Consider the following 24,400-nt stretch of genomic DNA (forward strand, 5'->3'; position numbering starts at 1 on the left):
TGTGAGAGTTCAAGCTTCGCAACTCGAACCCTACTCGAAGACCGGCGATGGCCACCTCAGCGGTGGGCCGCTCCTACACCACACACTGGGACACGACCTCACGCTCGGGCTTGTCGAAGGGCGTGGAGGGTGGACATCCGCCGCTGCCCCATCCCCCGGCACCCCTGATGCCTTTCAGAAGGGGCGGGGTCGCCGGCTGCAGAGCGAAGGCGTAGGTCTGCAGTCCGTACATTCCGCCGCCGAGCACGCAGGCGGTCGCGATGCCAATCTTCCACCATGCCATTGGATCGCATTCTCCGCTGCGGTGTGGGCCGCCCGGAATCGATCCGCTTCCCGGCCGCGAGCCCGGCATCTTGGCGCATCGGATGCGGACGAGTCACCCGCCGCCTGCCTGTCGGAGCGAGGGACGCCCGCTCCGCGATGGCCTGCCAAGACAAGTTGCTTGATCATCGCCGCTTGAGCCTCTAAGCGGGCGGCGCCTTTGCGTCCGGCATCTCGGCCGGCGTGTCCGCGATAGGAATGCACGATGGGCAAGGAAAAGTTCTCCCGCACGAAGCCGCACTGCAACATCGGCACGATCGGTCACGTCGATCACGGCAAGACGTCGCTGACCGCAGCGATCACCAAGGTGCTGGCGGAGTCGGGCGGGGCGACCTTCACAGCCTACGACCAGATCGACAAGGCCCCCGAGGAGAAGGCGCGCGGCATCACGATCTCGACCGCCCACGTCGAGTACGAGACCACCAACCGCCACTACGCNAGCCTACGACCAGATCGACAAGGCCCCCGAGGAGAAGGCGCGCGGCATCACGATCTCGACCGCCCACGTCGAGTACGAGACCACCAACCGCCACTACGCCCACGTCGATTGCCCCGGCCACGCCGACTACGTGAAGAACATGATCACCGGTGCTGCCCAGATGGACGGCGCGATCCTGGTCGTGTCGGCCGCCGACGGCCCGATGCCGCAGACCCGTGAGCACATCCTGCTCGCCCGTCAGGTCGGCGTGCCGGCGCTCGTCGTGTTCCTCAACAAGGTCGACATGGTCGATGACGAGGAGCTGCTCGAACTCGTCGAGCTGGAAGTGCGCGAGCTCCTGTCGAAGTACGACTTCCCCGGCGATGACATCCCGATCACCAAGGGCTCGGCCCTGATGGCGCTCGAGGACAAGGAACCGAAGATCGGCAAGGAAGCCGTCCTGAAGCTGATGGAGACGGTCGACGCCTACATCCCGCAGCCGGAGCGTCCGATCGACATGCCGTTCCTGATGCCGATCGAGGACGTGTTCTCGATCTCAGGGAGAGGCACGGTGGTGACCGGTCGCGTCGAGCGCGGCATCGTCAAGGTCGGCGAGTCGGTGGAGATCGTCGGCATCCGCGCGACCACCACGACGACGGTGACCGGCGTCGAGATGTTCCGCAAGCTGCTCGACCAGGGCCAGGCGGGCGACAACGTCGGCGTGCTGCTGCGCGGCACCAAGCGCGAGGACGTGGAGCGCGGCCAGGTCGTGTGCAAGCCGGGTTCGGTGAAGCCGCACGCCAAGTTCAAGGCCGAAGCCTACATCCTGACGAAGGAGGAGGGCGGGCGCCACACGCCGTTCTTCACCAACTACCGCCCGCAGTTCTACTTCCGCACCACGGACGTGACCGGCATCTGCACGCTGCCCGAGGGCACCGAGATGGTGGTAGCTCGGCTTCGTCAGGCGCCCGTCCGCACCGAACGCGGCCCCGCCGCCGAGCACCGTCNCGCCACACGCCGTTCTTCACCAACTACCGCCCGCAGTTCTACTTCCGCACCACGGACGTGACCGGCATCTGCACGCTGCCCGAGGGCACCGAGATGGTGATGCCGGGCGACAACGTGACGATGGACGTGGTCCTGATCGTGCCGGTGGCCATGGAAGAGAAGCTGCGCTTCGCCATCCGCGAGGGCGGCCGCACTGTCGGCGCCGGCGTCGTCGCCGCCATCAACGACTAGTTTTTTCCGATTGGGCGCACTGCTTCACGAGTGCGCCTTTCCGTCGAGACTTGGGGAGGGCCGGCGAAAGCCGGCCCTTTTCTTTTGGCGGCGGCTGCCATTCTCTCATGCGCTTGAGTCCGCCCTCCCCGCGGGCTTTTCAGGATCGTGCGGCGTGATCGACAAGCTGGAATTCCTGCTGGCGCTCGCCCGCGAGCAGCATTTCGGGCGCGCGGCCGAGACCTGCGGCGTCACCCAGCAGACGCTGTCGGCGGGGGTGAAGAGCCTGGAGGATCGCTTCGGCGTGCGCCTCGTCCAGCGGGGCTCGCGCTTCCAGGGTTTCACCCCCGAGGGCGACCGGGTGCTGGCCTGGGGCCGGCGCATCGTCGGCGACGCCCGCGCCATGCAGGACGACGTCGCCGCGCTCCGCCGCGGCCTGTCGGGCCATCTGCGCATCGCCGCGGTGCCCACCGCCCTGCCGATGGTGGCGGCGCTGACCACGCCCTACCGGGCCCGCTACCCCAACGTCCGCTTCAGCGTGTTCTCGACCACCTCGGAGGACATCTTCTCGCTGATCGACAACCTCGAGGCCGATGCCGGGCTCACCTACATCGACAACGAGCCGCTCGGCCGCGTCACCACCGTGCCGCTCTACACCGAGCATTATCAGCTGCTCACCGCGGCGGGCGGTCCCTATGCCGAGCGCGCTACCGTCACCTGGGCGGAACTCGCAAAAATTCCGCTCTGCCTGCTGACGCCTAACATGCAGAACCGCCGGATCATCGACGAGCAGCTGCGCAAGGCCGGCGGCGAGCCCGCGCCGACGCTCGAATCGAACTCGATGGTGGTGCTGATGACCCATGTGCGCACCCTGCAATGGGCGAGCGTGATGCCGGCGATCCTCGCCGACGCGCTGGGGCCGACCGAAGGCCTGCGGGCGATCCCCATCGTCGAGCCGGACCTGCGCCACGCCATCGGCCTCGTCGCCCCCCGCCGCGACCCGGCCACCCCGATGGTGACGGCCCTCCTCACCGTCGCCCGCACGGTGGCGCGCACGCTGGACGGGGGGGATCCGGCGCCGGCGGTGCTGCACGGGGGTGGATAGGGGGCGCTACCGCCGCAGCGACACCGGCTCGTTCCAGCAATGGCGGCGGAAGGCGGTGATCGCGTCGAGGCCGGCCTGGAGCGTGAACTCGGTCGCGTAGACCGTGCCGACGGACAGCGCCAGCGCGCCGGTCTTCTCGAAGGCGTCCATCGCGGCCGCGTCCTCTGCCAGCGTGAAGTGGAACTCCCAGCCACCGAGTTCCCCGAACGTGATCCGCTCGATCAGGGCAGAAGACGTGTCGCCGGGAGCGCCGCGAAACTTCACCGCGGGATAGACGTCGTCCGCGATGATCCGGGCGAAGGCCTTCTCCTCCGTGCTGTCGACCGTGACGCCGACTTCGATCTTGCCCTCGCCCTGCTGGCAGCGGAAGGAGAGCGCGCCGGTAAAATCCGTCGCCGCGTCCTCGGCGGCGAAAAGATGCGCCTTCACCCCCTTGACGGAGAGGCGCCAGCGATACGGATCCTCGCCCGGTGGTGCGGCGAGGGCCGCCGTCGGGAGCAGGAGCAGCGCGGCGAGGCCGGCGCGGAGCCTCACGCCACCCGCCCCACCCGCGGTCCGCCCAGCGCCTCCACCGTCTCGACGATGGTGCGGGCGCGGTGCGCGAAGGTGTGGGCGGCGAGCACGATGTCTCGGGCGCGCAGCGCCCGGGCGCGGGCGGCCTGCGGGTCGGCGAGCATGGCTTGCGCCGCGGCGGCCAGGTCCTCGGCGCTCGCCACCGTCGGGATCGTATCGCCGAACACCTCGGCGAGGCCCGCCACCGGATCGGTGAGGATGGGGGCGCCCGCCGCACTCCCGTCGAACAGGCGGTTCGACAGGAAGCCGTTCGCGCGCATCGAGTCCCAGTGGTCGTTCAGCAGCACGCCTGCGCCCGCATAGGCCGCGGCGAGGCGCTCGTTGGGGAGGTGGGGGCCGCGGACCATTTTGGGCGGCACGATGCCCTCCCACATCGCCCCCCAGATCGCCAGCGGCAGCCGCCGCTCGATGCACCAGCGCACCATTGTGCGGTACTCGCGCTGGGAATTGCCGACGAACAGCAGCGGCGTGTCGATCCCCGCCGCCGCGCCGGGCGCGAACAGGACCGGATCGGTCGCCTGATGCAGGGTCGAGCAGGGCACGCCGTATCGGTGGCGGAAGGTCGGCAGGTAGACGTCGGAGGCGATGAAGACGTGGTCGAACGCCGCCGGCTCGTCCGCCTCGATCAGGTTCGGATGGCTGATGAGCCACATCAGGTTGAGCCGGTCGGGCTCGCACCGGTAGCGCCCGAGGCCGCGCAGCACGAGATCGACGTCCACGGCCTCGCCGCCGTACCACGCATCGACCGGATCGATCCGCACGATCCAGCCGAGCGGCTCCAGGGCCGCCTTGAGCCCCTTGGCGAAGTGGGTGTCGCCCCATTGCGGGGCCATGCGCAGGTCGGGTGCGGCGATCTTGATCGCCATGCGCAGGGCCTGCGCGGCGCGGCGGCGGCGCGGCGCGGAGGGCGCCGCTTGCGTGCCGACGCGGACCGGGCCGCCCTCGAACGGGCCGGAGCCGCCCGCCAGCGCCAGATGCACGAAGGCGGGCCGCCCCTCGGTGACGGCGACCGGCAGCAGCAGCACGAAGGACAGGTTTGGCGTTGCCCCGGCCCGGCGGGCGATGGCGTGAGCCACGACCTCGCCCTCGACGAAGGCCAGGACTGTCGCTGCGTCCTCGCCCTCCACCGTGCCGAACACGAAGCGGCCGGCGACCCGCTCGATGCGCCCGCGCCTGTCCGGCGGCTGCAGGGTGACGGGGCTGCCCGCGAGGTCGGCCCCCGCGGCGGGATCGACCGCCCGCAGCACGGCGCCGGGAGCGAAGGCCGGGGCCGGCACGAAATGGCACCGCTCGCGCAAGGCGCCCGTCGGCGCGATCCGGGCGAAGACCGTGCCGTCGAGCAGGAGGTCGGCCCCGCGCGCGCCGGGGAGCCGGACGGTCAGCAGGCCGCCGCGCAGCACCGGCAGGAGCGATCCCCGACCGTTCTCGCCCTCGCCCATCAGCGATCCCCCTCGAAGCAGCGCCGGTACAGGTAGAAGCGCAGCCGCTCCGCGGTCAGCTCGGCGTGGAAGGCGAGCCCGTGGGTGCGCCCGCCGCCCGCCGCGCTCGGGTGGGCGGCGGCGGACGGCTCCGCGCCGAGGCCGGCGACGGCGCCCACCGCGATCAGCGGGTCGGCGAAGGCGGAGGGCGCGAGCGTCACGGGCAGGCCGCGCCGCATCGCCTCGGTGACGAGGCAGAGACCCAGCACGCCGATATCCTCGACCGGTGCGAGGCTCGCCAGCGCATCCGCCTCAGCCAAGGCGCGGGCGAGCGCCGCGGGGCCGCGCTCGGTCCAGGGCTCGGTGCCCGTCGGCCCGATCCGCCGCCAGGGCCCGGATGCGAGGTCGGCGGGGGCGAGGATCGCGTCGCCTTGCGCCGGGAGTGAATCTTCCGCACCGCCGAGCCGGAGCAGGGCCGGGCGGTCCGGCGGCGCCGGCGGCTCGGCCGGGGACGGCAGCGGCAGGGTGCCGAGATGGAACGGCCGGGCAAGGCCGGGGGCGGTGATGCCGAGCCCGTCGGCGTCGAAGACCAGCCCGTCGACCGGGCGCCCGAGGCGGCGGGACAGGTCCGCGATCACGCCATCCGGCAGGCCGAGGGCGAGGACGGCGCCCTCGCGGGGCAGGAACGGTGCGAGGGCCGCCGCCAGCGTCTCGGGCGAGGCGAAGGCGTCCGGCCCCAGCGGCAGGTCGGCGACCGGGTCGGCGGGGTGGAGCGGGCGCGGCGCGGGCGCGCGGCCGGCATGGGCCAGGGTGATCTCGGCGCCGTCGGTACCCAAGTGGATCAGCAGTTCGGCCAGCAGGGCGGCCTCGGGCTCGGGGCCGAGGATCACGGTCAGCCGTGGGTCGGCGGGCCAGTCGATGTCGAGCCGCAGATGGCCGTCGTCGAGCCGCGCCGCGGTCTTGCGGGTGACGACGGCGTTGGTGTCCTCGACCGGGGCCGCCGCCGTCACCTGCCCCCAGGCGATGTTGCGCCGGTAGAACGCCAGCAGTTCGGGCACGTGGAGCGGGCGGAAGATCGAGAAGTAGCGCAGCGCCAGATCCCAGTCCTGCACCCGCGGCAGTGTCTCGTCGAAGCCGCCGAGCCAGTCGTAGAGATGGCGGTGGTGGCAGATGGTGTTGAGGTCGATGAAGTTGGCCTCCGCCAGCCGGACGGAATCGAACGGCGCGACGGCGAGCGCCTGCAGCGCCACCCGCGTGCCGACGATCTCGGTATCGAGATAGCCGGCGTAGGCGCAGGGGCGACTCGGCGCGGCGAGCAGCGCGCGGAGCATCGCGTCGAGGAGCGACGGGTGCCAGAGGTTGTCGGAATCGAGATAGGCGATGTAGTCGCCGCGGGCGAGCGCGAGGCCCCGGTTGCGGGCGACGGCGCCGTTGGCCCGCTCGAAGGCGAGGTAGCGGATGCGCGGATCGGCCATCTGGGCCACGACCTGCGCGGTGCGGTCGGTGCTGCCGTCGTCACAGACCAAGAGTTCCCAGTTCGGATAGCTCTGCTCCAGCACGCTGCCGATCGCCTCGGCGATGGTGTGGGCCCGATTGAAGGTCGGCATGATCACCGAGACCAGGGGCATGGCCGGCAGCGGCGCCGCGAGGCGCGCGCGGATCGCCCGGTCGCTCGCCTCGATCGCCTCCGCGGTCCCGGCTTCCGCCTGCCGCAGGAGCCGGGCGATCCAGTCGCCGTAGAGGCCGGGCGACGGGTCGGGCGGCTCGGGCAGCGACGGTTCGGGGGCGGCCGGTTCCGCCGTCGGCGGGCCGCTGGGGGTTCGGTGCAGAGAGGCGTCGAGCGAGGCGTCCGCCGCCCCGGATCGCACTGCCTCGGCGAGCACCGGCTCGGCCGCGAGGGCGTCGAGGCCCGGCACCGGATCGAAGCCGGCCCCCGCTCCGACGGCGAGGTAATGGGCGAAGCCGCAAGGGATGAGCCCGGCCGCGATCGCCCGGCCGACGCTCGGCCAGCGGCGGCGGTACCACGCCTCGTCGAACAGGGGCGAGGGCGAGCGGCCCTCGCTGTGGCCGCGCCCCCGGTAATCATTGAGCGCCGCCGCGCCCGCATCGCCGTTCGCTGCGTGGAAAACATCGGGATAGGCCGAGCGATACCAAGCGGCGTCGAAGCGCGCCCCGGGGGCTTCGAGGAAGGCCGCGAAGGCGGACCGGATCGCCGCGACGAGGGCGGGGTCGGAAAAGCGCGCCTCGTCCTGCGGCGCGGTCCCGTCGGCCTCCATCGGCCGGGCCTCGTCGCTGCCGACCGAGAAGCTGGCGAACGGCGTCTCCGGCGTGTGCGCGAGGGCGAAGTCGAGCCGGCGCGCGGCGCGGGGCAGGCCGAAGGCGAAGCCTTGGGCCGGGCGGCCGGGGGCGTCGGCGCGCACGCCGTCGGCCACGACCTCGCCGAGGGCCACGCCGTCGGCGAAGACGGCGAGCCGCACCGGGTCGTCGGGCCGGAGGGCGTCCGCGGCCCAGCCCTCGACCAACCGCCCCGACGAGCGGGTCAACCCCAGCCGCACCGGCGGCGTGCGCAACTGAAACTCGAACGGGCTGCCCGACAGCTCGTCGTCGCTGTCGGCGAAGCGCACGGAAGCCGCGTGCCACGCCCCGTCGAGGCAGGCGGGCGGGACCGGGCTGCGGAAGCCGCAGGCGGCCATCGCCGTGGATTCGTTGCCGAAGCCGGGGACGAGCCGGCGCGCCTCGACCCTGACCGGAGGGCCGCCGTCGTAGCGGATCTCCAGGTCCGACCCTTGCGTCGCCCAGCCGGCGATGCAAGCCGCCGGACGGTCGAGATAGGCCACGCCGGAGCGGGGCTGCCGCAGGAGCGCGGGCTCGCCCGGCAGCCGGATGTCCGTGCCGGCGATCCTGACGTGCACCGTGTGCGGCCGGTCGTCGTAGACCCGGGTCGGGAGCCGGCCGGCGAAGCCGTGGAAGCCGTCGCCGTAGCCCGCCGCGGCGACGTCGAGGCGCGAGGCGTCGGCGCGGAAGCGTCCGGCCGGGGCGCCGTCGATGACGAGTTCGAGGTCGAGCCGCGCCAGCGGGGCGTCCGGATCGAAGGCCCAGCCGATGGCGGCGCCGTCGAGCACGCCCTCGAAGCGGCCGAGGATGCGCGTCTCCCCCTCGCCGAGAACCTCGGGCGCCGAGGCGTCGGCGCGGTAGAGACGGGGGCCGCCCGGCAGCGGCGCCTCGCTCGAACCGGCGACCACGCTGACCTCGTGCTCGGCCCCGTTCGCGAAGGCGTCCGGGATGCGCAGCGAGAACCCGCCGTGCCCCCGGCCGAAGCCCGCGGCCTGCACGTCCGGCCGCGGGCGGTCGGCGAGGGCCTGCGCCACGATCCGCCCGTCGATCCGGAGCGACACGGTGACGAGGCGGTCCGGCTCCTGCCGGTCGGTCGTCCAACCCTGCGCTTCGCCGCCGCTGATCTTCTCGAAGTTTCCGGGAAAGCGCTCCGGGGTTCCGGACAAGCGCTCCGGCTCGGGGCTCGGACGCCGACGGGAGCCGAGGAGGCGCCGGAGGAGGGGCATGGAGCGAAAACTTCCGTCTTCGGGACGGCGGGACGCGCCGGGTTTTCTCCCGCCCCCTCCCCGGCGTCAAGGCAGCGCCGAAACCTCACGCTGCGCGCGAACTTGCCTGTCTAAGGCGTTGGCAAACCGCAAAAAAGTCAGGAGCGGTCGGCGCGCTCGATCACGGCGCAGAGGGTGAGCGGGCCCTTGTCGTTCTTCATGGTCGAGCAGGTGACGAGCGCCCCGCCCGCCTCGACGTTGCTGTGGCGCATCCGCCCGGCGGCGTCGCGGGCGCGCTTGGCGGCCTCGCGCAGGGTATCGGCGCCGATGCCGGTGACGGCGCGGCCGGCCTTGGCGAACAGCTCGTAATAGGCCTCCGGCGGGCTCTCGCTCCGGTGCTGCGCCCCGACCGAGGACGGGTGGACGCCGCCGCAGGACAGGGTCAGCGAGGAATTCTCCCCGGCCTCGAACCGGGCGAAGTCGGCGCTGCGCTCGGCCACCGTCGCCCCGGTCGCCGCGGTGATCCGATCGATCAGGTCGGTGCAGGACGGTTCGGCGCGGGCAGCGCTCGCGCAGAGCAGGAGGGCGGGGAGGAGCAGGAGCGGGCGCATGAGGTCCAAGGTAGCGCCTGCCCGATGCCTTGGGGCGGGCCGGCGCTGAGGCCTAACGCCGCTGTGCTTCTTGCTTTGCCGCATCGGCTTTTCCCGACAAGCCGGCGGCCACCTTGTCGGGGCGATGCTCTACGGCTGCCAGGGCGCTGCCGGCTCCGCGGTCTCGGCTTCCGCCGCGGCGCCCGCGTCGAGCTGGGTCTGGATCGCCCGCAGCGCCTCCTGCACGCCCTCCCCCGAGGCCGCCGAGAGCACCATGGCGGTGCGGCCCGCCGCCCGCTTCAGCCGGGCGAGCTGCTGCTTGCGGGTTTCCGGGTCCAGCGCGTCGGCCTTGGAGAGCGCGACGATCTCGGGCTTGTCGTCAAGGCCGCCGCCATAGGCCTCCAGCTCGCGCCGGACCAGCTTGTACGCCTTGCCGGCATGCTCGCTCGTGCCCTCCACGAGATGGAGCAGCACCCGGCAGCGCTCGACATGGGCGAGGAAGCGGTCGCCGAGGCCGACGCCCTCGTGCGCGCCCTCGATCAGGCCGGGGATGTCGGCGAGCACGAACTCGCGCTCGTCCGAGCGCACCACGCCGAGGCCCGGATGGAGCGTGGTGAAGGGATAGTCGGCGATCTTGGGCTTGGCCGCGGTGACGGTGGCCAGGAAGGTCGATTTCCCCGCGTTCGGCAGGCCGACGAGGCCGGCATCGGCGATCAGCTTGAGGCGCAGGATCACCCACATCTCCTGGCCTTCGAGGCCGGGATTGGCGTGGCGCGGGGCGCGGTTGGTCGAGGTGGTGAAGTAGGCGTTGCCGAAACCGCCGTTGCCGCCCTTGGCGAGCCGCATCCGCTGGCCGACCTCCGTCATGTCGGCGATCAGCGTCTCGCCGTCCTCGGAGAGCACCTGCGTGCCGGCCGGCACCTGCAGCACCGCGTCGTCGCCCTTGGCGCCGTGGCAGTTCGAGCCCATGCCGTGCTCGCCCTTGCGGGCCTTGAAGTGCTGGCGGTAGCGGTAGTCGATCAGGGTGTTGAGGCCCTGCACGCACTCGATCCAGACATCGCCGCCGCGCCCGCCGTCGCCGCCGTTCGGCCCGCCGAACTCGATGAACTTTTCCCGCCGGAACGAGACGCAGCCCGGGCCGCCGTCGCCCGAGCGCACGTAGACCTTGGCCTCATCCAGGAACTTCACGGCTAAACGTCTTTCGGTTCTGGAGCATCGTCCCGGATCCGGGATCCGGGACGATGCTCCGCGTTGTTATGCTGCATCGGCTTGTTCCGAAAGCCGGTTTTCACCTTTCGGGCCGATGCTCTGGTCAGGTCGCCGTGCGGCGGCACTGGCCTTCGAGGTTGAGGTACCGGACGCTGCGCAGGCCCGCCTCGAACCAGCCGCCGGAGGCGGCGGAGGCCGGGCGGGTCGCGCCCTTCGCGTCCCCGTACAGGTTGATCGTGATCGCCCCGTCGGGTGAATTCAGGGTCGGCTGTTCGCCGTCCCTGACGTAGGTCCAGGCCGGCCGCGGATCGAAGATGGTCTGCTCCCCGTCCGCCTCCTTCTGGAAGATCTGGGCGTATTCGCCGCCCCCGGTCGGTGCGGTGAAGTAGAACCCGACCTTCGGGGTGCGGCTCGCGAAATTGTAGAACTCGCAGTAGAGCCGCGGGTCCGCCGGCGCTGCCGGCAGCGACGCCTCCGGGACCGGCCGCGGCGGTGGCACCGGGTTGCGGTCGATCGAGGCGAGGAACACCGCGAGCGCCGCCGCCGTGAGCCCGGCGGCGATCCCGGCGACGGTCCTCGTCCTCATGCCGACCTCCCGCGCCGGTCGAGCCAGCCCGCCCGGTCGAGCCGGAACGCGTCGGCCGCCACCGTCTCGCCGCGGGCCACCGAGAAGAACCCGCCCGGCCCGGCCGGCACGAAGCCGCAACGCTCCAGAATGCGCCGCGAGGCCGGGTTGTCCAGCATCACCGCGGAGGCCAGCGCCCGCCCGTTCGCATAGGCGAAATAGGCCTCGATCATCGCCTCGGCGGCCTCCGCCATCAGCCCCTCGCCCCAGGACGGGCGCCCGAGCCAGTAGCCGAGATGCGGCGCGTCCGATTCCGGCTTCGGCTCGATCCCGACGATGCCGACGGCTTGCCCCGGGCTCGACCGGCGGCAGAGCGCCATGATCAGCCAATCCCCCGCGGCGTTGCCGGCACGCGCCCGAAGCACGAACTTTTCCGCCTCGTGCAGCGGCAGCGGCGAGGGGATCGGTGCCGTCATCCGGGCCACCGCCGGATCGCCCGCGAGGCGGGAGACGGCCTCGGCGTCGCGGGCGGTGGGCCAGCGCAGCCACAGCCGCCGCGTCTCGATGCGGAAGACGTCGTCTCGGGTCAGGTCGGGGAACATCCGCGTCCGCTCTTCAAACTGGCGCCGGGCGCCGGTGCGGGACGACGAAGGGGGAGGATGGCGGCCCATCCTCCCCCGTGTTCCGATCCGTAAGCCTCCTGACGAAGCTCGCGAGACCGTCCGCCGGTTCGGTGTGGGACACCGGCGGGACGCTCGCTTCGTCGCGGTGAAGCGTCCGCCGTTACTCTGCGGCCTGGGCGACCGGCACCACCGCGACGAACGCGCGGCCGCGACGGGTCTCGAACTGCACCTTGCCCTCGACGAGCGCGAACAGGGTGTGGTCCTTGCCCATGCCGACGTTGGTGCCGGGATGCCATTTCGTGCCGCGCTGGCGCACGATGATGTTGCCCGGGATGACGGCCTCCGAGCCGAACTTCTTCACGCCGAGGCGCTGGCCGGCGGAGTCGCGGCCGTTGCGGGACGAGCCGCCTGCTTTTTTGTGTGCCATGGGATTGCTCCGGAATTCTTTTGGGTGTCGGCGTTCGGACGATCAGTCGATCACTCGGCGGCGGCCGGGGCGGGCTCGGCCTCGGCCTTGCGGGCCTTGCGTGGCTCGGCCTTCGAGGACTTGCCGCCGGCGCTGATCTCGGTGATGCGCACGACCGTGAAGTCCTGGCGGTGACCGCGGCGGCGGCGCGAGTTCTGGCGGCGGCGCTTCTTGAAGGCGATGACCTTGCGGGTGCGGCCGTGCTGGACGATCTCGCCGGTCACGCCGATGCCCGACAGGAGCGGGGTGCCGACCTGGGTGGCCTCGCCGTCCGTGAAGAGGAGCACGTCGCCGAAGGTGACGGAGGCGCCGGCCTCGCCCTCGAGGGTCGCGATGGTGATGACATCGTTGGCGGCAACGCGATACTGCTTGCCGCCGGTCTTGATGACTGCGAACATCGTTGGTCTTTCGTGTTCTCTGCCGACCTCCGGCGCTGGCGAGCGCCTGGGTCGTCTTCTTGTTCAGGTCATCCGCGCGAAGCTCGGCCATGGCCGTGCGCGCGAACGCGAAACGCGCGGACTTCGTCGAGGAAGCCGCGCGTTGTGAGGCGGATAGTCGAAGACGTGCGCCGCTGTCAATGGAGACCCGTCAGGCGGGTGTCCGTTCTGGCTTGCCGGCATCGATCATCACCGCCTCCACCAGCGCCGGGTCGCGGTCGATGATCGCCAGCAGCACCCGCGTCGCCGGGTCCGGGGCATGGCGGCCCTGATCCCAGTTCTGGACCGTGTCGAGTTCGAAGCCGAAGCGCACGGCGAAATCGGCCTGCGACAGGCCAAGCCGGGCGCGAATCGCCCGCGTATCCACCTTCGGGATCGTCAACGGCGACGCCTCGACACCGAGCGCGCGGAATTGGCTGGGCACGTCGTTCGGCGCCTCGCTCCAGAGCCTGACCGCCACCGCCTCGTCAGCAGTGATGCGATTGAGGGTGGCGTGGGCGCGCTTCAGCGAAAGGCCGTGGCGGGTGAGCAGGCGGGCCAGATCGACCGGTCGGGCGATCTCACCCGCCCGCTTCAGGCGCAGGCGGATGGGGGAACCGGAACGGACGCTGTCGGCGGCCGGGATTGCGTCCCGTCGTGCGAGTGCTTCCTTCAACGACAAGGCCTCGGACATCGGCTTCCACCATCATCTTCCGGGCGATCGCGTTGAGGCCCCGCCGCCCGATGGCGCCCGGATGCAGGCCCTGGATATGCGCCTCCTCAACGATCAGGATGCCCGCCCGGATGCTCACGGCTCCGAGGAGTTCGAAGCGTCCGGCCGGCGTCGAGACGGTGACGAGCATCACGTCACGGTCGACCGAGCCGATCTCGATCGCGATCTCGTCAGGCTCCTACATATACGCGCGGCGCGTAGGGTTCGACAGGGGCGCCGGCTACTTCTTCGTCAGCCCGCCCAGCACATTCCGCAGAATCGCGTTCCCCACCTCGGTCCCGACCTTCCGCGCCATGGAGCGCGCGGCGTTGCCCAACACCTGCTCGACCAGGCTCGGCGGGGGGCGGCGCCCCCGGCCCTTGCCCTTGGGGGCCTCCTCGCCGCTCCCCAGCACGGAGCCGAGCCAGCCGCCCAGCATGCCCCCGAGGCCTCCCTCCGTCTGCGCCGCGGCCTCCGCCGGGGCGCTGTCGAGGTCCTTGCGCTTGGCCAGCATCTCGTAGGCGCTCTCGTTGTCGATCGCCTCGTCGTACTTTCCGCGATAGGGGCTTGCCTGGATGAGGGCTGCGCGCTCCTGCGGCGTCAGCGGGCCCACCCTCCCCTGCGGCGGGGCGATGAGCGCTCGCTCGACGATCGACGGCGTGCCCTTGGCTTCCAGAAAACTCACCAAGGCCTCGCCGACGGCGAGTTCGGTGATGGCCTTGCCGACATCGAAGCCGGGGTTCTGGCGGAACGTCTCGGCCGCGGCGCGCACGGCGCGCTGGTCGCGCGGCGTGAAGGCACGCAGCGCGTGCTGCACCCGGTTGCCGAGCTGGCCCAGCACGGTCTCCGGCACGTCGAGGGGGTTCTGGGTCACGAAATAGACGCCGACGCCCTTGGAGCGGATCAGGCGCACCACTTGCTCGACCGCATCGAGGAGGGCCTTGGGCGCATCGTTGAACAGCAGGTGCGCCTCGTCGAAGAAGAACACCAGCTTGGGCTTGTCGAGATCGCCGACCTCGGGAAGCTGCTCGAACAGCTCGGAGAGCATCCACAACAGGAACGAGGCGTAGAGGCGGGGCCGCTGCATCAGCTTGTCGGCGGCGAGAATATTGACGAAGCCCCGGCCGTCCCGGTCGGTGCGCATGAAGTCCGACAGGTTCAGCGCCGGCTCGCCGAGGAACTGGGCGGCGCCCTGGTTCTCCAGCACCAGCAGCGCCCGCTGGATCGCGCCGATCGAGGCGCTCGCGACGTTGCCGTAGGTCGCCGACAATTCCTTGGCGTTCTCCGACAGGAAGGTGAGGAGCGCGCGCAGGTCCTTCAGGTCGATCAGCGGCCACTGGTTCTCGTCGGCCACGCGAAAGGCGATGTTGAGCACGCCTTCTTGTGTGTCGTTGAGTTCGAGAAGGCGGGCCAGCAGCAGCGGGCCCATCTCGGTGATGGTGCAGCGGATCGGGTGGCCCTGCTCGCCGAACAGGTCCCAGAACACGGTCGGGAAGCGGTCGGGCTCGTAGGCGATGCCGAGTTCCTCGGCCCGCTTGACGAAGTGGGGCTTGGCCTCGCCGGCCGCGGCGAGCCCGGACAGGTCGCCCTTGATGTCGGCGGCGAAGACCGGGACGCCCGCGTTGGAAAACCCTTCCGCGAGCAGCTGCAACGTCACGGTCTTGCCGGTGCCGGTGGCGCCCGCCACGAGGCCGTGGCGGTTGGCGAGCCGCAGGGTCAGCACCTCGGGCTTCGGGGTCGGGCCCGTGCTCCGGCCGACCAGGATGGTGCCCGTATCCGCGCTCATATGTCCCCCCGACCGAACCGCGATGTCCCCGGACGGCCGAGGTTAAGGCTGCAAGGCGTCATGATCCAGGGCCGGGCGCCCCGGCAACCCTTGATTTCGGCGTGCACGCATCCGACAGACGTTCCGCACCGAGGAGGACGAGGTTCATGGAAGAGCTGATTGCCCGCGTCACCAACCGCACCGGGATCGACGCGGCGACCGCCAGCACCGCGATCGGCCACATCCTGGCCTTCCTGCAGAAGGAGGGGCCGGCGACCGAGGTGAGCAAGATGCTCGCCGCACTCCCCGGCTCCGAGACCGCCATCGCCCAGGCGAACGCCCAGGACAGCGGCGGCGGTGGGCTGATGGGCATGCTCGGCGGCATGATGGGCGGGGGCGGCGTGATGGCGCTCGGCCAGAAGCTGATCTCGGCCGGCGTGCCGATGAACCAGATGCAGCCGCTCGGCCAGGAGCTGTTCGCCTATGGCCGCGAGACGGTGGGCGAGGACACGATGGGCCCGATCGTCGCGTCGATCCCCGGCCTGAACCAGTTCGTCTGAGCGTCTCGCCAAGCTCTTGAAATCGTTAGCCGGTTTCGTTCGCCGGCTATCGCCTGACGCTTGCGCGGGCTCACCCCGCGGCACCGCGCAAGCCCCTGTCCGGCCAACGGTTTCTTCGTCATAAAAGCGTGCGGCCTTCGTGGTGTTGTCGCCCCGCGTCGACAAGGGCCGCGCAGGGGCGCGCCTCGACGCGACGGGTCGGATGGACATGCTGCCGAATTTTTCCCCGCGCGAGGCCGGTGCGGCGTGGAAGGCCGGCTGGGAGTCGAAGGTGCAGGCCCCCTTCGCCCGCTTCCGCCAGACGTTCGAGGGCGGCGACATCGCGCTCCCCGGCGGCACGCCGATCCTCCTGAAGCCCCGCCGCAAGGTATGGCTGACCGAGCCGGGGCTCGACCCCTGCCTCGGCCGCATCGGCACGCTGGAAGTGCGGCTCGCCACCACCAAGGCCGAGATCCGCCGGGCGCAGCGCCTGCGCTTTCGCGTGTTCTACGAGGAGATGTCGGCGGTGCCGACGGGACTCGTCGCGCTCAAGCGCCGCGACGTCGATGCCTACGACGCGGTCTGCGACCATCTCCTCGTCATCGACCACGCGGCGACCGAGGCGAAACCCTTCCGCAAGGCGCGGCCGAAGGTGGTCGGCACCTACCGCCTGCTGCGCCAGGACCGGGCGGAGGCGCATTTCGGCTTCTACTCGGCGGGCGAGTACGACCTCGCGCCGCTGATCGAGCGCCACCCCGAAAAGCGCTTCCTCGAACTCGGCCGCTCCTGTGTGCTCAAGCCCTACCGCACCAAGCGGACTGTGGAGCTGCTGTGGCACGGCATCTGGGCCTACGTGCTGCACCACCGCATCGACGCGATGCTCGGCTGCGCCAGCCTGGAGGGCACCGACCCGGATCGCCTCGCCCTGCCCTTGAGCTTCCTCCACCACCACGCCCGTGCCCCCGAGGCGTGGCGGGCGCGCGCCCTGTCCGAGCGCTACGTCGCGATGGACCGGCTCGCCCGCGAGGCGGTCGATCCCAAGGCCGCGCTCGCGGGCCTGCCGCCGCTGATGAAGGGCTATCTGCGGGTCGGCGCCACCTTCGGCGACGGCGCGGTGATCGACCGCCAGTTCGGCACCACCGACGTGCTCGTGGTGCTCCCGGTCGCGGCCATCGCGGCGCGCTACATCGGCCATTTCGGCGCGGGTGCGGATCGGCACGCGGCCTGAAGCCATCGGGTTGCGGGCGGGCGCCCAACCCGCCCATACCGTCTCCCGATTACTCGATCCGGTTCAGCCGCATGTCCCCTCTCCCCGCATGCGGGGAGAGGCCTGTCTGCACCTCGTCGTGCAGACAGGAAGCGCAGGCGAAGCCGGAGCGGCGGTGAGGGGGCGCCTCCGGGTGAGGCTTCATCCTGAGCCGCCCCCTTACCTTCGGCTGCCGCCTCGCTTTGCCGACAACGAGGTCGGCAAAGCCCTCTCCCCGCACGGCGGGGAGAGGGGATGCGTAGGTAGCCGAGACAACAATTCTGAGATCGGATGGCGCCTGCGCCCGTCCGCTGCGTACGAAAAAGATGCTCGCCCCCACCCTCCCTTCCGACCGCCTCGGCGCGATGGCCGCGGCCATCGCCTGCGTCGCGGTGGTCGGCATCGGGCTCGGGCTGTCGATCCCGCTGCTGTCGCTAGAGATGGAGCGGATGGGGGCGTCGAGCGTCGTCATCGGCCTCAACACCGCCGTGGCGGGGCTGGCCGCGATCCTCACCGTGCCGTTCGTGCCGCGGCTCGCCGCCGCCCTCGGCGTGGTGCGCCTGCTGGCCTCGGCGATCGCGCTGGGCGGCCTGTGCCTCGTCGCCTTCAAGCTCCTGCCGCACCTCGCCCTGTGGTTCCCGCTCCGCTTCGTCTTCTCGACGACGCTCGGCGTCCTGTTCGTGCTCTCCGAGTTCTGGATCAACGACGCGGCGCCGCCGGATCGCCGTGGCCTCGTCATGGGCATCTACGCCACGGTCCTGGCGCTCGGCTTCGCCATCGGCCCGGCGCTGCTGACGGGGCTGGGCACGGAAGGGTTCGCCCCCTACCTCGCGGGCGCCGGGCTGTTCTTCCTCGGGCTCCTGCCGCTCGGGCTCGCCCGCAACCTCTCGCCCGCACTCGGCCACGGCGAGGGCGGCGGGCTCGCGCGCTACCTGCGACTCGCCCCCGTGGCGGTGCTCGCCGCCGCGCTCTACGGCGCCGTCGAGGCCGGCGCCTTCGCGATCCTGCCGCTCTACGGCCTGCGCATCGGCCTCGATGCCACCAGCGCCGCTGCCCTCGTGAGCGCGGCGGCGCTCGGCAACGTGCTGTTCCAGATCCCCGTCGGGCTTTTGGCCGACCGGATCGACCGCCGCGCGGTGATGCTCGGCGCCAGCCTTCTCGGGGCGCTCGGCGCCGCGCTGATCCCGTCGGTCTCGGACTCGCTCAAGGGGCTCGCCGCGCTGATCTTCGTCTGGGGCGGCATCGCCGGCACGCTCTACACCGTCGGCCTCGCCCATCTCGGCGCCTCCCTGCGGGGGCCGGATCTGGCGGGCGCCAACGCCGCCTTCGTGATGCTCTACAATGTCGGGCTGATGCTCGGGCCGCCCCTCGTCGGCGGCGGCATGGACCTCGCCCCGCCGCACGGCTTCGCCTTCGCGCTGGGCCTCCTGTTCCTGGCGTTCGTGGTGCCGGTGGCGGCGAGCCTGTGGCGCAGCCCCGCCTGACGGAACGCCCCCGCGGGATGGACCGTTAACGGGCATAAGCTGCACCGTTCCCTCTCGCCCGCGGAGCCCGCTATGAGCCTGATCGGCCGCCTCGTCACCAAGATCCTCGGCACCGAGGACCGCCCGGTCGTCCGCGACGACCGCAACGCCGGATCGAGCTCCCCGATCGGCCGGCTGGTGACCAAAATCCTTCGGAAGTAACCCCGCCTCGCCGCTTGCGATGGCGGTTCGGGAAACCCCGCGCCGTCATTGTGAGGCGGAGCCGAAGCGATCCAGGGCGCGACCTTTTCGGAGGGAGCGAGATCGCGCCGACGAAACGGTCCAGTAAGCGACTTTTCTGGACGATGCGGAGCGCTGGATCGTTTCGGCTCCGCCTCGCGATGACGGGTTTGGATCGGATGGCGAGCGGCCGTCCGTCGGACCGACAGTTCTCCGCCCTGTCCTGATGACGTCCTCACACGGCGGGCTGTTTCCCCCCGCTCGAATCCTCACGCCCCCGCGCTCGGATTCCCGTCGCGGTCCGCATCCCCGACCGCGCCGACCCCTGTGGCGGCGTGCAGTTCCCCGGTTCGCATCATCGTTGACCGAAAGCCGGCATCCACCTTGAGGGATGCTGCGTCAGCGCCCGGCCACCGCCTCCTGCACCACGTCCTTCACCAGCGGGCCGGCCGGCACGTCCCGGTGCCAGAACCGGCCGGTGCGGCCGGTCTCGTAGCCGGACTGGTAGAGGCTGCGCATGTAGCCGGTGTCGAAGCCGCGCGACGTGGAGGTCTGGGGCGCGCGCTCGTCGATATAGGTGAGGTTGAAGCCGATGCCGTTGCGACGGGCGAAGGCGTCGGTGGCCACCAGCGTCGCCCGCGAGCGCGCCCGGCTCGCGGTGGTGAACGACTTCTCGACGATCGACAGGGTGTTGTTGTTCGTCACGTCGAATTCGGGTTCCAGCCGCCCGTTGATGACGACGAAGATGTCGGCCTTGCCCGCGCTCTTGATGCGTCCGTCGCGCACGAGGAAGGACTGCGGCAGGGTGAAGACCGGCGTCACCACCGAGCCGTCGACATGCATCTCCTGGAACGCGCGGCCCTCCGCCTGCACGTCGAGGAGTTGGGGCGGGAAAACCGCCGGGATGCTGGCCGACGCCGTCAGCACGTCGGTGAACAGCGCCACCGCGTTCGGCGCCCCGCTCGCCGCGATGGCGCCCATGTTCCAGATCACCGCGCGCTGGCTGTCGAGGTTGGTCGTCACCACGAGCAGGCGCCTTCCCCTGGCGTGCTCCTCGGCGACCGCCCGCAACAGGTCGGGGGTGACGTAGCGGGCGATCAGGTCGCGCAGGCGCCCGTCGCCGAACAGCCCCGAGCCGAACAGCACGTTGGCGAGACTCGCCCCCTGCACCAGCGAGCCCGCGACGCCGCTGGTGTAGATCTCGGTGAGGTAGGAATCGTAAGCCGGTCCGAGGAAGGCGAAGGGCGCGATCAGCGCGCCGGTCGAGACGCCGGACACTATGGTGAATTCCGGTCGCGTGCCGGACGCCGTCCAGCCGTTGAGCACGCCCGCGCCGTAGGCGCCGTCGCCGCCGCCGCCCGACAGGGCGAGATAGCTGAAGGCCTGCCGCTTGCGCTCGGGCGCCGCCGTCATCGTGACGAACTCTGCCGCGGTGGCGTCGGCATAAGCGCGCACGCCCACCATCCCCGGCACGGTGGCGGCCTCGGCCTCGGCCTTGGTGTAGGCGGTGCGCGGCAGCGAGGAGCAGGCGGCGGCCTGGCCCGCGACGAGGACGACCGCGAGCAGGCGAGACCAGCGGGAGCGAGGAGACATCGGTCGGTAATCCAATGAGCCCGTGCGAACGGCTCAGCTTATACCAGAGAACGAGCTTGGCCGTATCGCGTTCCCGCATGCGGCGCGCGACGGGGCCGGCATGGTGCGGTGCGGCCACAGCGGCCTCGAGCCGAGAACCCGGCGGGTTGCGCGCAAGCGGCCTGTGCACAGGCCGCTTTTCTCAATTCCTCTCATATGTTCGCCGAACGGTAAGGCCCTAAGATCGTTCTGAGAGCGTGACGCGGCGGGTCGCGCCGGTTCCGCGCCGGGTTCGAGCGCCCGGAACGTCTCTGGGGGAGGGCTCGAATGCTCAGCGGCTCGGCGATCCTGCGCGTCCTGCTCGTGCTGGTGGCGGCGGCGGGCATCGCCGGCATCGTCCAGTTCGTCTGGATGCGCGGCACCCCCACGAACACCGAGCCCTCCGCCGCGACCCGGTCGGAGCCGAGTCGGCCCGCCCCGCCGCCGGAACCTGTCCCGCCGGAGCCCGCCCCTCCCCCGGCGGCCGAAGCGCCGCCCTCCGCGCCGCTGTCCCTGCCCCGCCGCGAGCCGACCCCGCCGCCCGCGCCGGCCCCCGCCCCGCCTTCGGCCGCGCCCGATCCGACCGAGGCGGCGGCGGAGAACGCGCCCCCGGCCGCGGTCGCGCTGGTCGATCTCAACACCGCCACGCTCGCCGAGCTGAACGGGCTCAAGGGCGGCGGCGCGATCGGCCGGACGATCATCGGGCATCGGCCCTACACGTCGGTCGATCAGCTCCTGTCGAAGCGCGTGCTCAACCGCGCCACCTACCAGCGGATCAAGGATCAGGTGACGGTGAGGTAGTTTTTTGTCTGGCCTCAAGCGTCGGACGCCCGCTGTCACGCGAATGGGCGCGCCCGTCTGGTGCCCCGCCGCCGCAGGCCTTAAGACGGAGAGGTCGAGACACCCGACGCGAGGCGATCCATGCACACGACATCCGGCGCACCGATCCTCCGCCAGGATCTGGGCGTCGAGGAGACGACCGAATCCGACAACATCGTGCGCTGGGACGGCGAGCGCCTCTACGTCGAGCAGGACATCTACCACAACGGGCAGTTGGTCCACCGCAAGTACCGGCGCACCGTCACCGAGCCGGTGGCCCGCGCCCTGCAGGCGATCATCAACCGCTCGCACCAATGAGGCGGGCGCTCGGGGCGCTCGCTCTCCTGGCCGCGCTGGCCGCCCCGCTGCCGGCGCTGGCGCAAGGGCAGGTCAACGTCCGTTTCGTCGCACCCGAGCGCCATACCGATGCCGAGAGCCGCTTCGGCTCCGGGCCTTCCCTACGGGTGACGCTAGCCGAGATGCGCCGCCTGTTCGAGACCCTGGGCGGCCGGGTGCTGGCGCCGGGCCAGAGCCTCGACATCGACGTGCTCGACATCGATCTGGCCGGCTTCGACCAGCCGGGGGCCGGCGTCCCGTTCGGCCTGCGCGTCGTCAACGACGTCACCCCGCCGCGCTTCCGCCTGCGCTACGTTCTGCGGGAAGGCCGGCGCACCGTGCTGTCGGCGGAGGAGGCGGTCTCCGACCTCAATTTTCTGATGCGCTACGCCCGTTCCTCCTCCGGGCAGACCTTCTATTACGAGCGGGAGCTGCTGCGGGACTGGTTCCAGGCGCGCATCGCCGAGCGGCGCCCGCCGCGGGCTTGAAATACCCTCCGCCGTCGTTCCGGGGCCGCGCAGCGGAACCCGGAATCTACCCGTGATGCGCGGTCTCACGAGGCGTCGCGGCCAGTCGTGGATTCCGGGTTCGCTTCGCGCCCCGGAATGACGGCGCGGGTAGGCCCGCCTCCGCATCCGTGGGTTTCAGCCTGCGTCGAAGCCCGTCATCGGGCCGACAGCCGCCTCTGCCATGCCCGGGCGTCGCACCCGCCCGGACCCCCTCCCCCATGCGCATCGTCCTCGTCGCCAACGCCGCGTCGGGCTCCTTTCGGGACGGCCTCACGCCCGGCGCGATCCGCGAACGGCTCGCCGCCGCCGGGTTCGACCTCGCGCCCGAGCCCGATCCCGACCTGCCGCTGCCCGAGCGCCTGGAGCGCGCCGCTCGTAGCGAGGGCGCCGCCGCGGTCGCGGTGGCGGGCGGCGACGGCACGCTCAACTGCGCCGCCGGCATCCTCGCCGGCACCGGCGTGGCGCTGGCGGTGCTGCCCTTCGGCACCATGAACCTGCTGGCCAAGGACCTCGGCATCCCGCTCGATCTCGACGCGGCCATCGCCGCCTTGCGGACGGGAAAATCCCGCGCCGTCGATCTCGGCGAGGTCAACGGCCACGTCTTCCTCATCAACTCGGTGATCGGCATGCCGGCCCGCGTGGCGCGCCATCGCGAACGCATGCGCGGGCGGCGCCTCGGCCCGTTGGGGCTCGCGCGGTTGGCCCTCGCCACCTTGCGCCATCTCGGCCCCTATCCGCGGCTGCGCGCCACGGTGAGCGTCGGGGGCGCACGCGAGCGGCTGGCCTTGCGCCTGCTCTGCGTCGTCAACAACGACTACGCCGAGGGTTTCGGGAAAATCCTGGAGCGCGACCGGGTCGATGGCGGGGGGCTGGCGCTCTACATCGCCCGCCGGCTGCCGCCGTGGCGGCTCGCGCGGCTGGCGCTCGGCTTCGCCGCGGGGCACTGGCGCGGCGTGAGTGGCCTCGAACGACATGAGGGGACGGGGCTCGCGATCTCGGCGGGCCGCCGCGCGTTGAGGGTGATGAACGATGGGGAAATCCGCTTGATCGCTTCGCCCTTGCGCTACCGCCTCCGACCCCGCGCGCTCACCGTCATCGTACCTTCGGAGGACCGGCCGTGAAGCGGATCGCGCATATCTCCGACCTGCATTTCGGCCGCACCGACCCGGCCGTGGTCGAGGGGCTGGTGGACGAGATCAACCGCGCGCCGCCCGACCTGATCATCGCGTCCGGCGACTTCACCATGCGGGCGCGCCGCCGCGAATATGCCGAGGCGCGCGCCTTCCTGTCCCGGCTCAGTGCGCCCTGGGTCGCGGTGCCGGGCAATCACGACATCGCCCATTTCAAGCTGTTCTCGCGCTTCTTCCATCCGTTCCGCCGTTACCGGAACTACATCCACCCCGAGACCGAGCCGACCTTCCTCGACGACGAGATCGCGGTGATCTGCCTCAACACCGTGCGCACCTGGGCGCCGGAGACCGACTGGTCTCAAGGAAAGATCACCCGCTCGCAGATCGCCCGCACCGAGGCGCGGCTCGCCGCCCTGCCGAAGGGCGTGTTTCGCATCGTGGTCGGCCACCATCCGTTCATGCCGCCGCCCTGGGACGAGGAGGCCCGTCTCGTCGGCCGGGCCGACGAGGCCCTCGACGCCTTCCGCCGCCACGGCGTCGGCCTGACGCTGGCGGGCCATCTCCACCGCCACTACGCCCGCTTCGTCGCGGCGCCCGAGACCGGCGCCGCGCCCGATGCGGAAACGGTCGATCACGGCACGGCCGAGGCGCCGGGCACGCGCCTGCTCGCGGTCCAGGCGGGCTCGGCCACCTCGACGCGCCTGCGCGGCAACGAGCCCAACGCCTACAACCGCATCCGCATCGAGGACGGGCGGGCGAGCGTGACGGTGCGGGTGTGGACCGGGCGCGGATGGGCGGATGCCGAGGGGGTGCCGGAATCGTCCTGAGCGGCGTTCTTTTTTCCCATCCATCCCCCTCATCCTGAGGTGCCCCGCGAAGCGGAGCCTCGAAGGAGGGCTCCAGGGATCGCTGAGACTTCTGGAGCCCTCCTTTGAGGCCGCTTACGCGGCACCTCAGGATGAGGGTGTGGGTGGGATGGACGGGATTTCTACCTAATCCTCGTCGTCGTCCTCGAAGGCGCCGCCCAATCCGAACGGATACGCCGCCTCGACCAGATACGGGCCGCCCCCGCGGGAGGTGCGGGCCGAATACAGCGCCGCGCGCTCCGCCGTGAAAGTCAGGTGCGGAAAAACGCCCGCCTCGCTCAAATACCGCGCCACCGCGCCCGCATCCGCCTCGCGGTTGAGGCGGGCGAGCGTCACGTGCGGGGTGAAGCGGCGGCGCTCCGGCTCGGCGCCGGCCCGGCGGGCGATGCGCTCGTGCTCCTCCTGCAGGTCGGCGAGGTCCGGCGTCAGCGCCACCGAGGCGTAGACCGCCCGCGGTCGGTCGCCGCCGAAGCTCGCCAGCCCGTCGAGCGTCACCGTGAAGGGCGCGCGGGCGCGGGCCTCGGCCAGCCCCGCGTCGAGGTCGGCCGCCAAGGCGCCATCGACCTCGCCGAGGAAGCGGAGCGTCACGTGGTAGTCCGACGGCTCGATCCAGCGCGCGCCGGGCAAGCCGCCGCGGAACAGCGTCAGGCGCTGCGCGATCTCGGACGGGATTTCGAGACCGGTGAACAGCCGCGCCATCGCC

General features: G+C 71.5%; 23 protein-coding genes and 3 pseudogenes. 13 read left to right on the plus strand and 13 right to left on the minus strand.

Annotated features, from left to right (window positions below; genetic code table 11):
• Positions 1 to 526: 526 nt before the first annotated feature.
• The 4 genes and pseudogenes from ASG52_RS28190 to ASG52_RS04325 form a co-directional block, all read left to right on the plus strand.
• Positions 527 to 759: GTP-binding protein (locus tag ASG52_RS28190; protein ID WP_286134294.1), on the plus strand; the 233-nt coding region annotated here is incomplete at its 3' end.
• Between the two features lies 1 nt (position 760).
• Positions 761 to 1,746: pseudogene (gene tuf / locus ASG52_RS04320) on the plus strand (elongation factor Tu); the annotation flags it as partial.
• Between the two features lies 1 nt (position 1,747).
• Positions 1,748 to 1,978: pseudogene (locus ASG52_RS25920) on the plus strand (EF-Tu C-terminal domain-related protein); the annotation flags it as partial.
• A 154-nt stretch (positions 1,979 to 2,132) separates the two neighbouring features.
• Positions 2,133 to 3,062: a LysR family transcriptional regulator gene (locus ASG52_RS04325; RefSeq protein ID WP_056239558.1), complete on the plus strand. Its 930-nt coding sequence runs from the start codon at positions 2,133 to 2,135 to the stop codon at positions 3,060 to 3,062.
• A 6-nt stretch (positions 3,063 to 3,068) separates the two neighbouring features.
• Here ASG52_RS04325 and ASG52_RS04330 read toward each other — a convergent pair whose 3' ends face one another.
• From ASG52_RS04330 to ASG52_RS04380, 11 genes and pseudogenes are all read right to left on the minus strand, one after another.
• A complete protein-coding gene (locus ASG52_RS04330) occupies positions 3,069 to 3,596 on the minus strand; it encodes a hypothetical protein (RefSeq protein ID WP_056239561.1) in 528 nt (175 codons plus the stop codon).
• Positions 3,593 to 5,074: a glycosyltransferase family protein gene (locus ASG52_RS04335; RefSeq protein ID WP_056239564.1), complete on the minus strand. Its 1,482-nt coding sequence runs from the start codon at positions 5,072 to 5,074 to the stop codon at positions 3,593 to 3,595. Before ASG52_RS04335 ends, ASG52_RS04330 begins: the two co-directional genes overlap by 4 nt.
• Positions 5,074 to 8,553 carry a glycosyltransferase family 2 protein gene (locus ASG52_RS04340; RefSeq protein ID WP_156383779.1) on the minus strand — a complete coding sequence of 1,160 codons (3,480 nt, stop codon included), beginning with the start codon at positions 8,551 to 8,553 and terminating at the stop codon, positions 5,074 to 5,076. Before ASG52_RS04340 ends, ASG52_RS04335 begins: the two co-directional genes overlap by 1 nt.
• Positions 8,554 to 8,750: 197 nt before the next feature.
• Positions 8,751 to 9,203, minus strand: a complete 453-nt coding sequence (locus ASG52_RS04345) for a hypothetical protein (RefSeq protein ID WP_056239569.1) — start codon at positions 9,201 to 9,203, stop codon at positions 8,751 to 8,753.
• A 129-nt stretch (positions 9,204 to 9,332) separates the two neighbouring features.
• A complete protein-coding gene (gene obgE / locus ASG52_RS04350) occupies positions 9,333 to 10,370 on the minus strand; it encodes a GTPase ObgE (protein ID WP_056239571.1) in 1,038 nt (345 codons plus the stop codon).
• A 124-nt stretch (positions 10,371 to 10,494) separates the two neighbouring features.
• Positions 10,495 to 10,977: a hypothetical protein gene (locus ASG52_RS04355; protein WP_056239574.1), complete on the minus strand. Its 483-nt coding sequence runs from the start codon at positions 10,975 to 10,977 to the stop codon at positions 10,495 to 10,497.
• Positions 10,974 to 11,558, minus strand: a complete 585-nt coding sequence (locus tag ASG52_RS04360) for a GNAT family N-acetyltransferase (RefSeq protein ID WP_056239577.1) — start codon at positions 11,556 to 11,558, stop codon at positions 10,974 to 10,976. The genes ASG52_RS04355 and ASG52_RS04360 overlap by 4 nt, the downstream gene beginning before the upstream one ends.
• A 181-nt stretch (positions 11,559 to 11,739) precedes the next feature.
• Complete coding sequence (gene rpmA / locus ASG52_RS04365) at positions 11,740 to 12,006, minus strand: 50S ribosomal protein L27 (protein WP_056239580.1); 267 nt, start codon at positions 12,004 to 12,006, stop codon at positions 11,740 to 11,742.
• A 128-nt stretch (positions 12,007 to 12,134) separates the two neighbouring features.
• A pseudogene (gene rplU / locus ASG52_RS04370) lies at positions 12,135 to 12,443 on the minus strand (50S ribosomal protein L21); the annotation flags it as partial.
• A gap of 190 nt (positions 12,444 to 12,633) precedes the next feature.
• Entirely contained in the window at positions 12,634 to 13,137 is a 504-nt protein-coding gene (locus tag ASG52_RS04375) for a helix-turn-helix domain-containing protein (RefSeq protein WP_162249969.1), read from the minus strand.
• 277 nt (positions 13,138 to 13,414) lie between these two features.
• A complete protein-coding gene (locus ASG52_RS04380) occupies positions 13,415 to 14,959 on the minus strand; it encodes a helicase HerA-like domain-containing protein (protein ID WP_056239593.1) in 1,545 nt (514 codons plus the stop codon).
• A gap of 146 nt (positions 14,960 to 15,105) precedes the next feature.
• Between ASG52_RS04380 and ASG52_RS04385 the strand changes: the two genes are divergently transcribed.
• From ASG52_RS04385 to ASG52_RS04400, 4 genes are all read left to right on the plus strand, one after another.
• Positions 15,106 to 15,498 (plus strand): DUF2267 domain-containing protein, encoded by a 393-nt coding sequence (locus ASG52_RS04385; RefSeq protein WP_056239596.1) that lies wholly within the window; start codon positions 15,106 to 15,108, stop codon positions 15,496 to 15,498.
• A gap of 208 nt (positions 15,499 to 15,706) precedes the next feature.
• On the plus strand, positions 15,707 to 16,705 hold the full coding sequence (olsB, locus tag ASG52_RS04390) for a l-ornithine N(alpha)-acyltransferase (protein WP_056239988.1): 999 nt from the start codon (positions 15,707 to 15,709) through the stop codon (positions 16,703 to 16,705).
• A 344-nt stretch (positions 16,706 to 17,049) separates the two neighbouring features.
• Complete coding sequence (locus ASG52_RS04395) at positions 17,050 to 18,207, plus strand: MFS transporter (RefSeq protein ID WP_056239599.1); 1,158 nt, start codon at positions 17,050 to 17,052, stop codon at positions 18,205 to 18,207.
• Between the two features lie 72 nt (positions 18,208 to 18,279).
• Positions 18,280 to 18,408: a hypothetical protein gene (locus ASG52_RS04400; protein WP_056239602.1), complete on the plus strand. Its 129-nt coding sequence runs from the start codon at positions 18,280 to 18,282 to the stop codon at positions 18,406 to 18,408.
• A gap of 417 nt (positions 18,409 to 18,825) precedes the next feature.
• Here ASG52_RS04400 and ASG52_RS04405 read toward each other — a convergent pair whose 3' ends face one another.
• Positions 18,826 to 20,019, minus strand: coding sequence for a patatin-like phospholipase family protein (locus ASG52_RS04405; RefSeq protein ID WP_056239605.1), 1,194 nt, complete (start codon positions 20,017 to 20,019; stop codon positions 18,826 to 18,828).
• Positions 20,020 to 20,325: 306 nt separating this feature from the next.
• On the opposite strand from ASG52_RS04405, the gene ASG52_RS04410 reads away from it, so the two are divergent.
• The 5 genes from ASG52_RS04410 (at position 20,326) to ASG52_RS04430 (ending at position 23,658) form a co-directional block, all read left to right on the plus strand.
• Positions 20,326 to 20,838: a ComEA family DNA-binding protein gene (locus ASG52_RS04410; RefSeq protein WP_056239607.1), complete on the plus strand. Its 513-nt coding sequence runs from the start codon at positions 20,326 to 20,328 to the stop codon at positions 20,836 to 20,838.
• Positions 20,839 to 20,958: 120 nt separating this feature from the next.
• On the plus strand, positions 20,959 to 21,174 hold the full coding sequence (locus ASG52_RS04415) for a hypothetical protein (protein ID WP_056239609.1): 216 nt from the start codon (positions 20,959 to 20,961) through the stop codon (positions 21,172 to 21,174).
• Positions 21,171 to 21,680 carry a DUF3016 domain-containing protein gene (locus tag ASG52_RS04420; RefSeq protein ID WP_056239612.1) on the plus strand — a complete coding sequence of 170 codons (510 nt, stop codon included), beginning with the start codon at positions 21,171 to 21,173 and terminating at the stop codon, positions 21,678 to 21,680. The genes ASG52_RS04415 and ASG52_RS04420 overlap by 4 nt, the downstream gene beginning before the upstream one ends.
• Before the next feature lie 239 nt (positions 21,681 to 21,919).
• On the plus strand, positions 21,920 to 22,822 hold the full coding sequence (locus ASG52_RS04425; RefSeq protein WP_056239615.1) for a diacylglycerol/lipid kinase family protein: 903 nt from the start codon (positions 21,920 to 21,922) through the stop codon (positions 22,820 to 22,822).
• On the plus strand, positions 22,819 to 23,658 hold the full coding sequence (locus ASG52_RS04430) for a metallophosphoesterase family protein (protein WP_056239618.1): 840 nt from the start codon (positions 22,819 to 22,821) through the stop codon (positions 23,656 to 23,658). The genes ASG52_RS04425 and ASG52_RS04430 overlap by 4 nt, the downstream gene beginning before the upstream one ends.
• Before the next feature lie 165 nt (positions 23,659 to 23,823).
• On the opposite strand, the gene thpR is transcribed toward ASG52_RS04430, so the two are convergent.
• The gene (gene thpR / locus ASG52_RS04435; protein WP_056239621.1) at positions 23,824 to 24,396 is read right to left on the minus strand and encodes an RNA 2',3'-cyclic phosphodiesterase; all 573 of its coding nucleotides are present in this window, start codon (positions 24,394 to 24,396) and stop codon (positions 23,824 to 23,826) included.
• Positions 24,397 to 24,400 lie beyond the last annotated feature (4 nt).

This window comes from Methylobacterium sp. Leaf456 (assembly GCF_001425465.1).
Taxonomy (GTDB): Bacteria; Pseudomonadota; Alphaproteobacteria; order Rhizobiales; family Beijerinckiaceae; genus Methylobacterium.

Bases quoted from the DNA above. Each gene is read 5' to 3' on its own strand.
- ASG52_RS04335 (WP_056239564.1), bottom strand. From the start codon at position 5,074: ATGGGCGAGGGCGAGAACGGTCGGGGATCGCTCCTGCCGGTGCTGCGC.
- ASG52_RS04345 (WP_056239569.1), bottom strand. From the start codon at position 9,203: ATGCGCCCGCTCCTGCTCCTCCCCGCCCTCCTGCTCTGCGCGAGCGCT.
- ASG52_RS04355 (WP_056239574.1), bottom strand. From the start codon at position 10,977: ATGAGGACGAGGACCGTCGCCGGGATCGCCGCCGGGCTCACGGCGGCG.
- ASG52_RS04360 (WP_056239577.1), bottom strand. From the start codon at position 11,558: ATGTTCCCCGACCTGACCCGAGACGACGTCTTCCGCATCGAGACGCGG.
- rpmA (WP_056239580.1), bottom strand. From the start codon at position 12,006: ATGGCACACAAAAAAGCAGGCGGCTCGTCCCGCAACGGCCGCGACTCC.
- ASG52_RS04380 (WP_056239593.1), bottom strand. From the start codon at position 14,959: ATGAGCGCGGATACGGGCACCATCCTGGTCGGCCGGAGCACGGGCCCG.
- ASG52_RS04385 (WP_056239596.1), top strand. From the start codon at position 15,106: ATGGAAGAGCTGATTGCCCGCGTCACCAACCGCACCGGGATCGACGCG.
- olsB (WP_056239988.1), top strand. From the start codon at position 15,707: ATGCTGCCGAATTTTTCCCCGCGCGAGGCCGGTGCGGCGTGGAAGGCC.
- ASG52_RS04395 (WP_056239599.1), top strand. From the start codon at position 17,050: ATGCTCGCCCCCACCCTCCCTTCCGACCGCCTCGGCGCGATGGCCGCG.
- ASG52_RS04400 (WP_056239602.1), top strand. From the start codon at position 18,280: ATGAGCCTGATCGGCCGCCTCGTCACCAAGATCCTCGGCACCGAGGAC.
- ASG52_RS04405 (WP_056239605.1), bottom strand. From the start codon at position 20,019: ATGTCTCCTCGCTCCCGCTGGTCTCGCCTGCTCGCGGTCGTCCTCGTC.
- ASG52_RS04410 (WP_056239607.1), top strand. From the start codon at position 20,326: ATGCTCAGCGGCTCGGCGATCCTGCGCGTCCTGCTCGTGCTGGTGGCG.
- ASG52_RS04415 (WP_056239609.1), top strand. From the start codon at position 20,959: ATGCACACGACATCCGGCGCACCGATCCTCCGCCAGGATCTGGGCGTC.
- ASG52_RS04420 (WP_056239612.1), top strand. From the start codon at position 21,171: ATGAGGCGGGCGCTCGGGGCGCTCGCTCTCCTGGCCGCGCTGGCCGCC.
- ASG52_RS04425 (WP_056239615.1), top strand. From the start codon at position 21,920: ATGCGCATCGTCCTCGTCGCCAACGCCGCGTCGGGCTCCTTTCGGGAC.
- thpR (WP_056239621.1), bottom strand. From the start codon at position 24,396: ATGGCGCGGCTGTTCACCGGTCTCGAAATCCCGTCCGAGATCGCGCAG.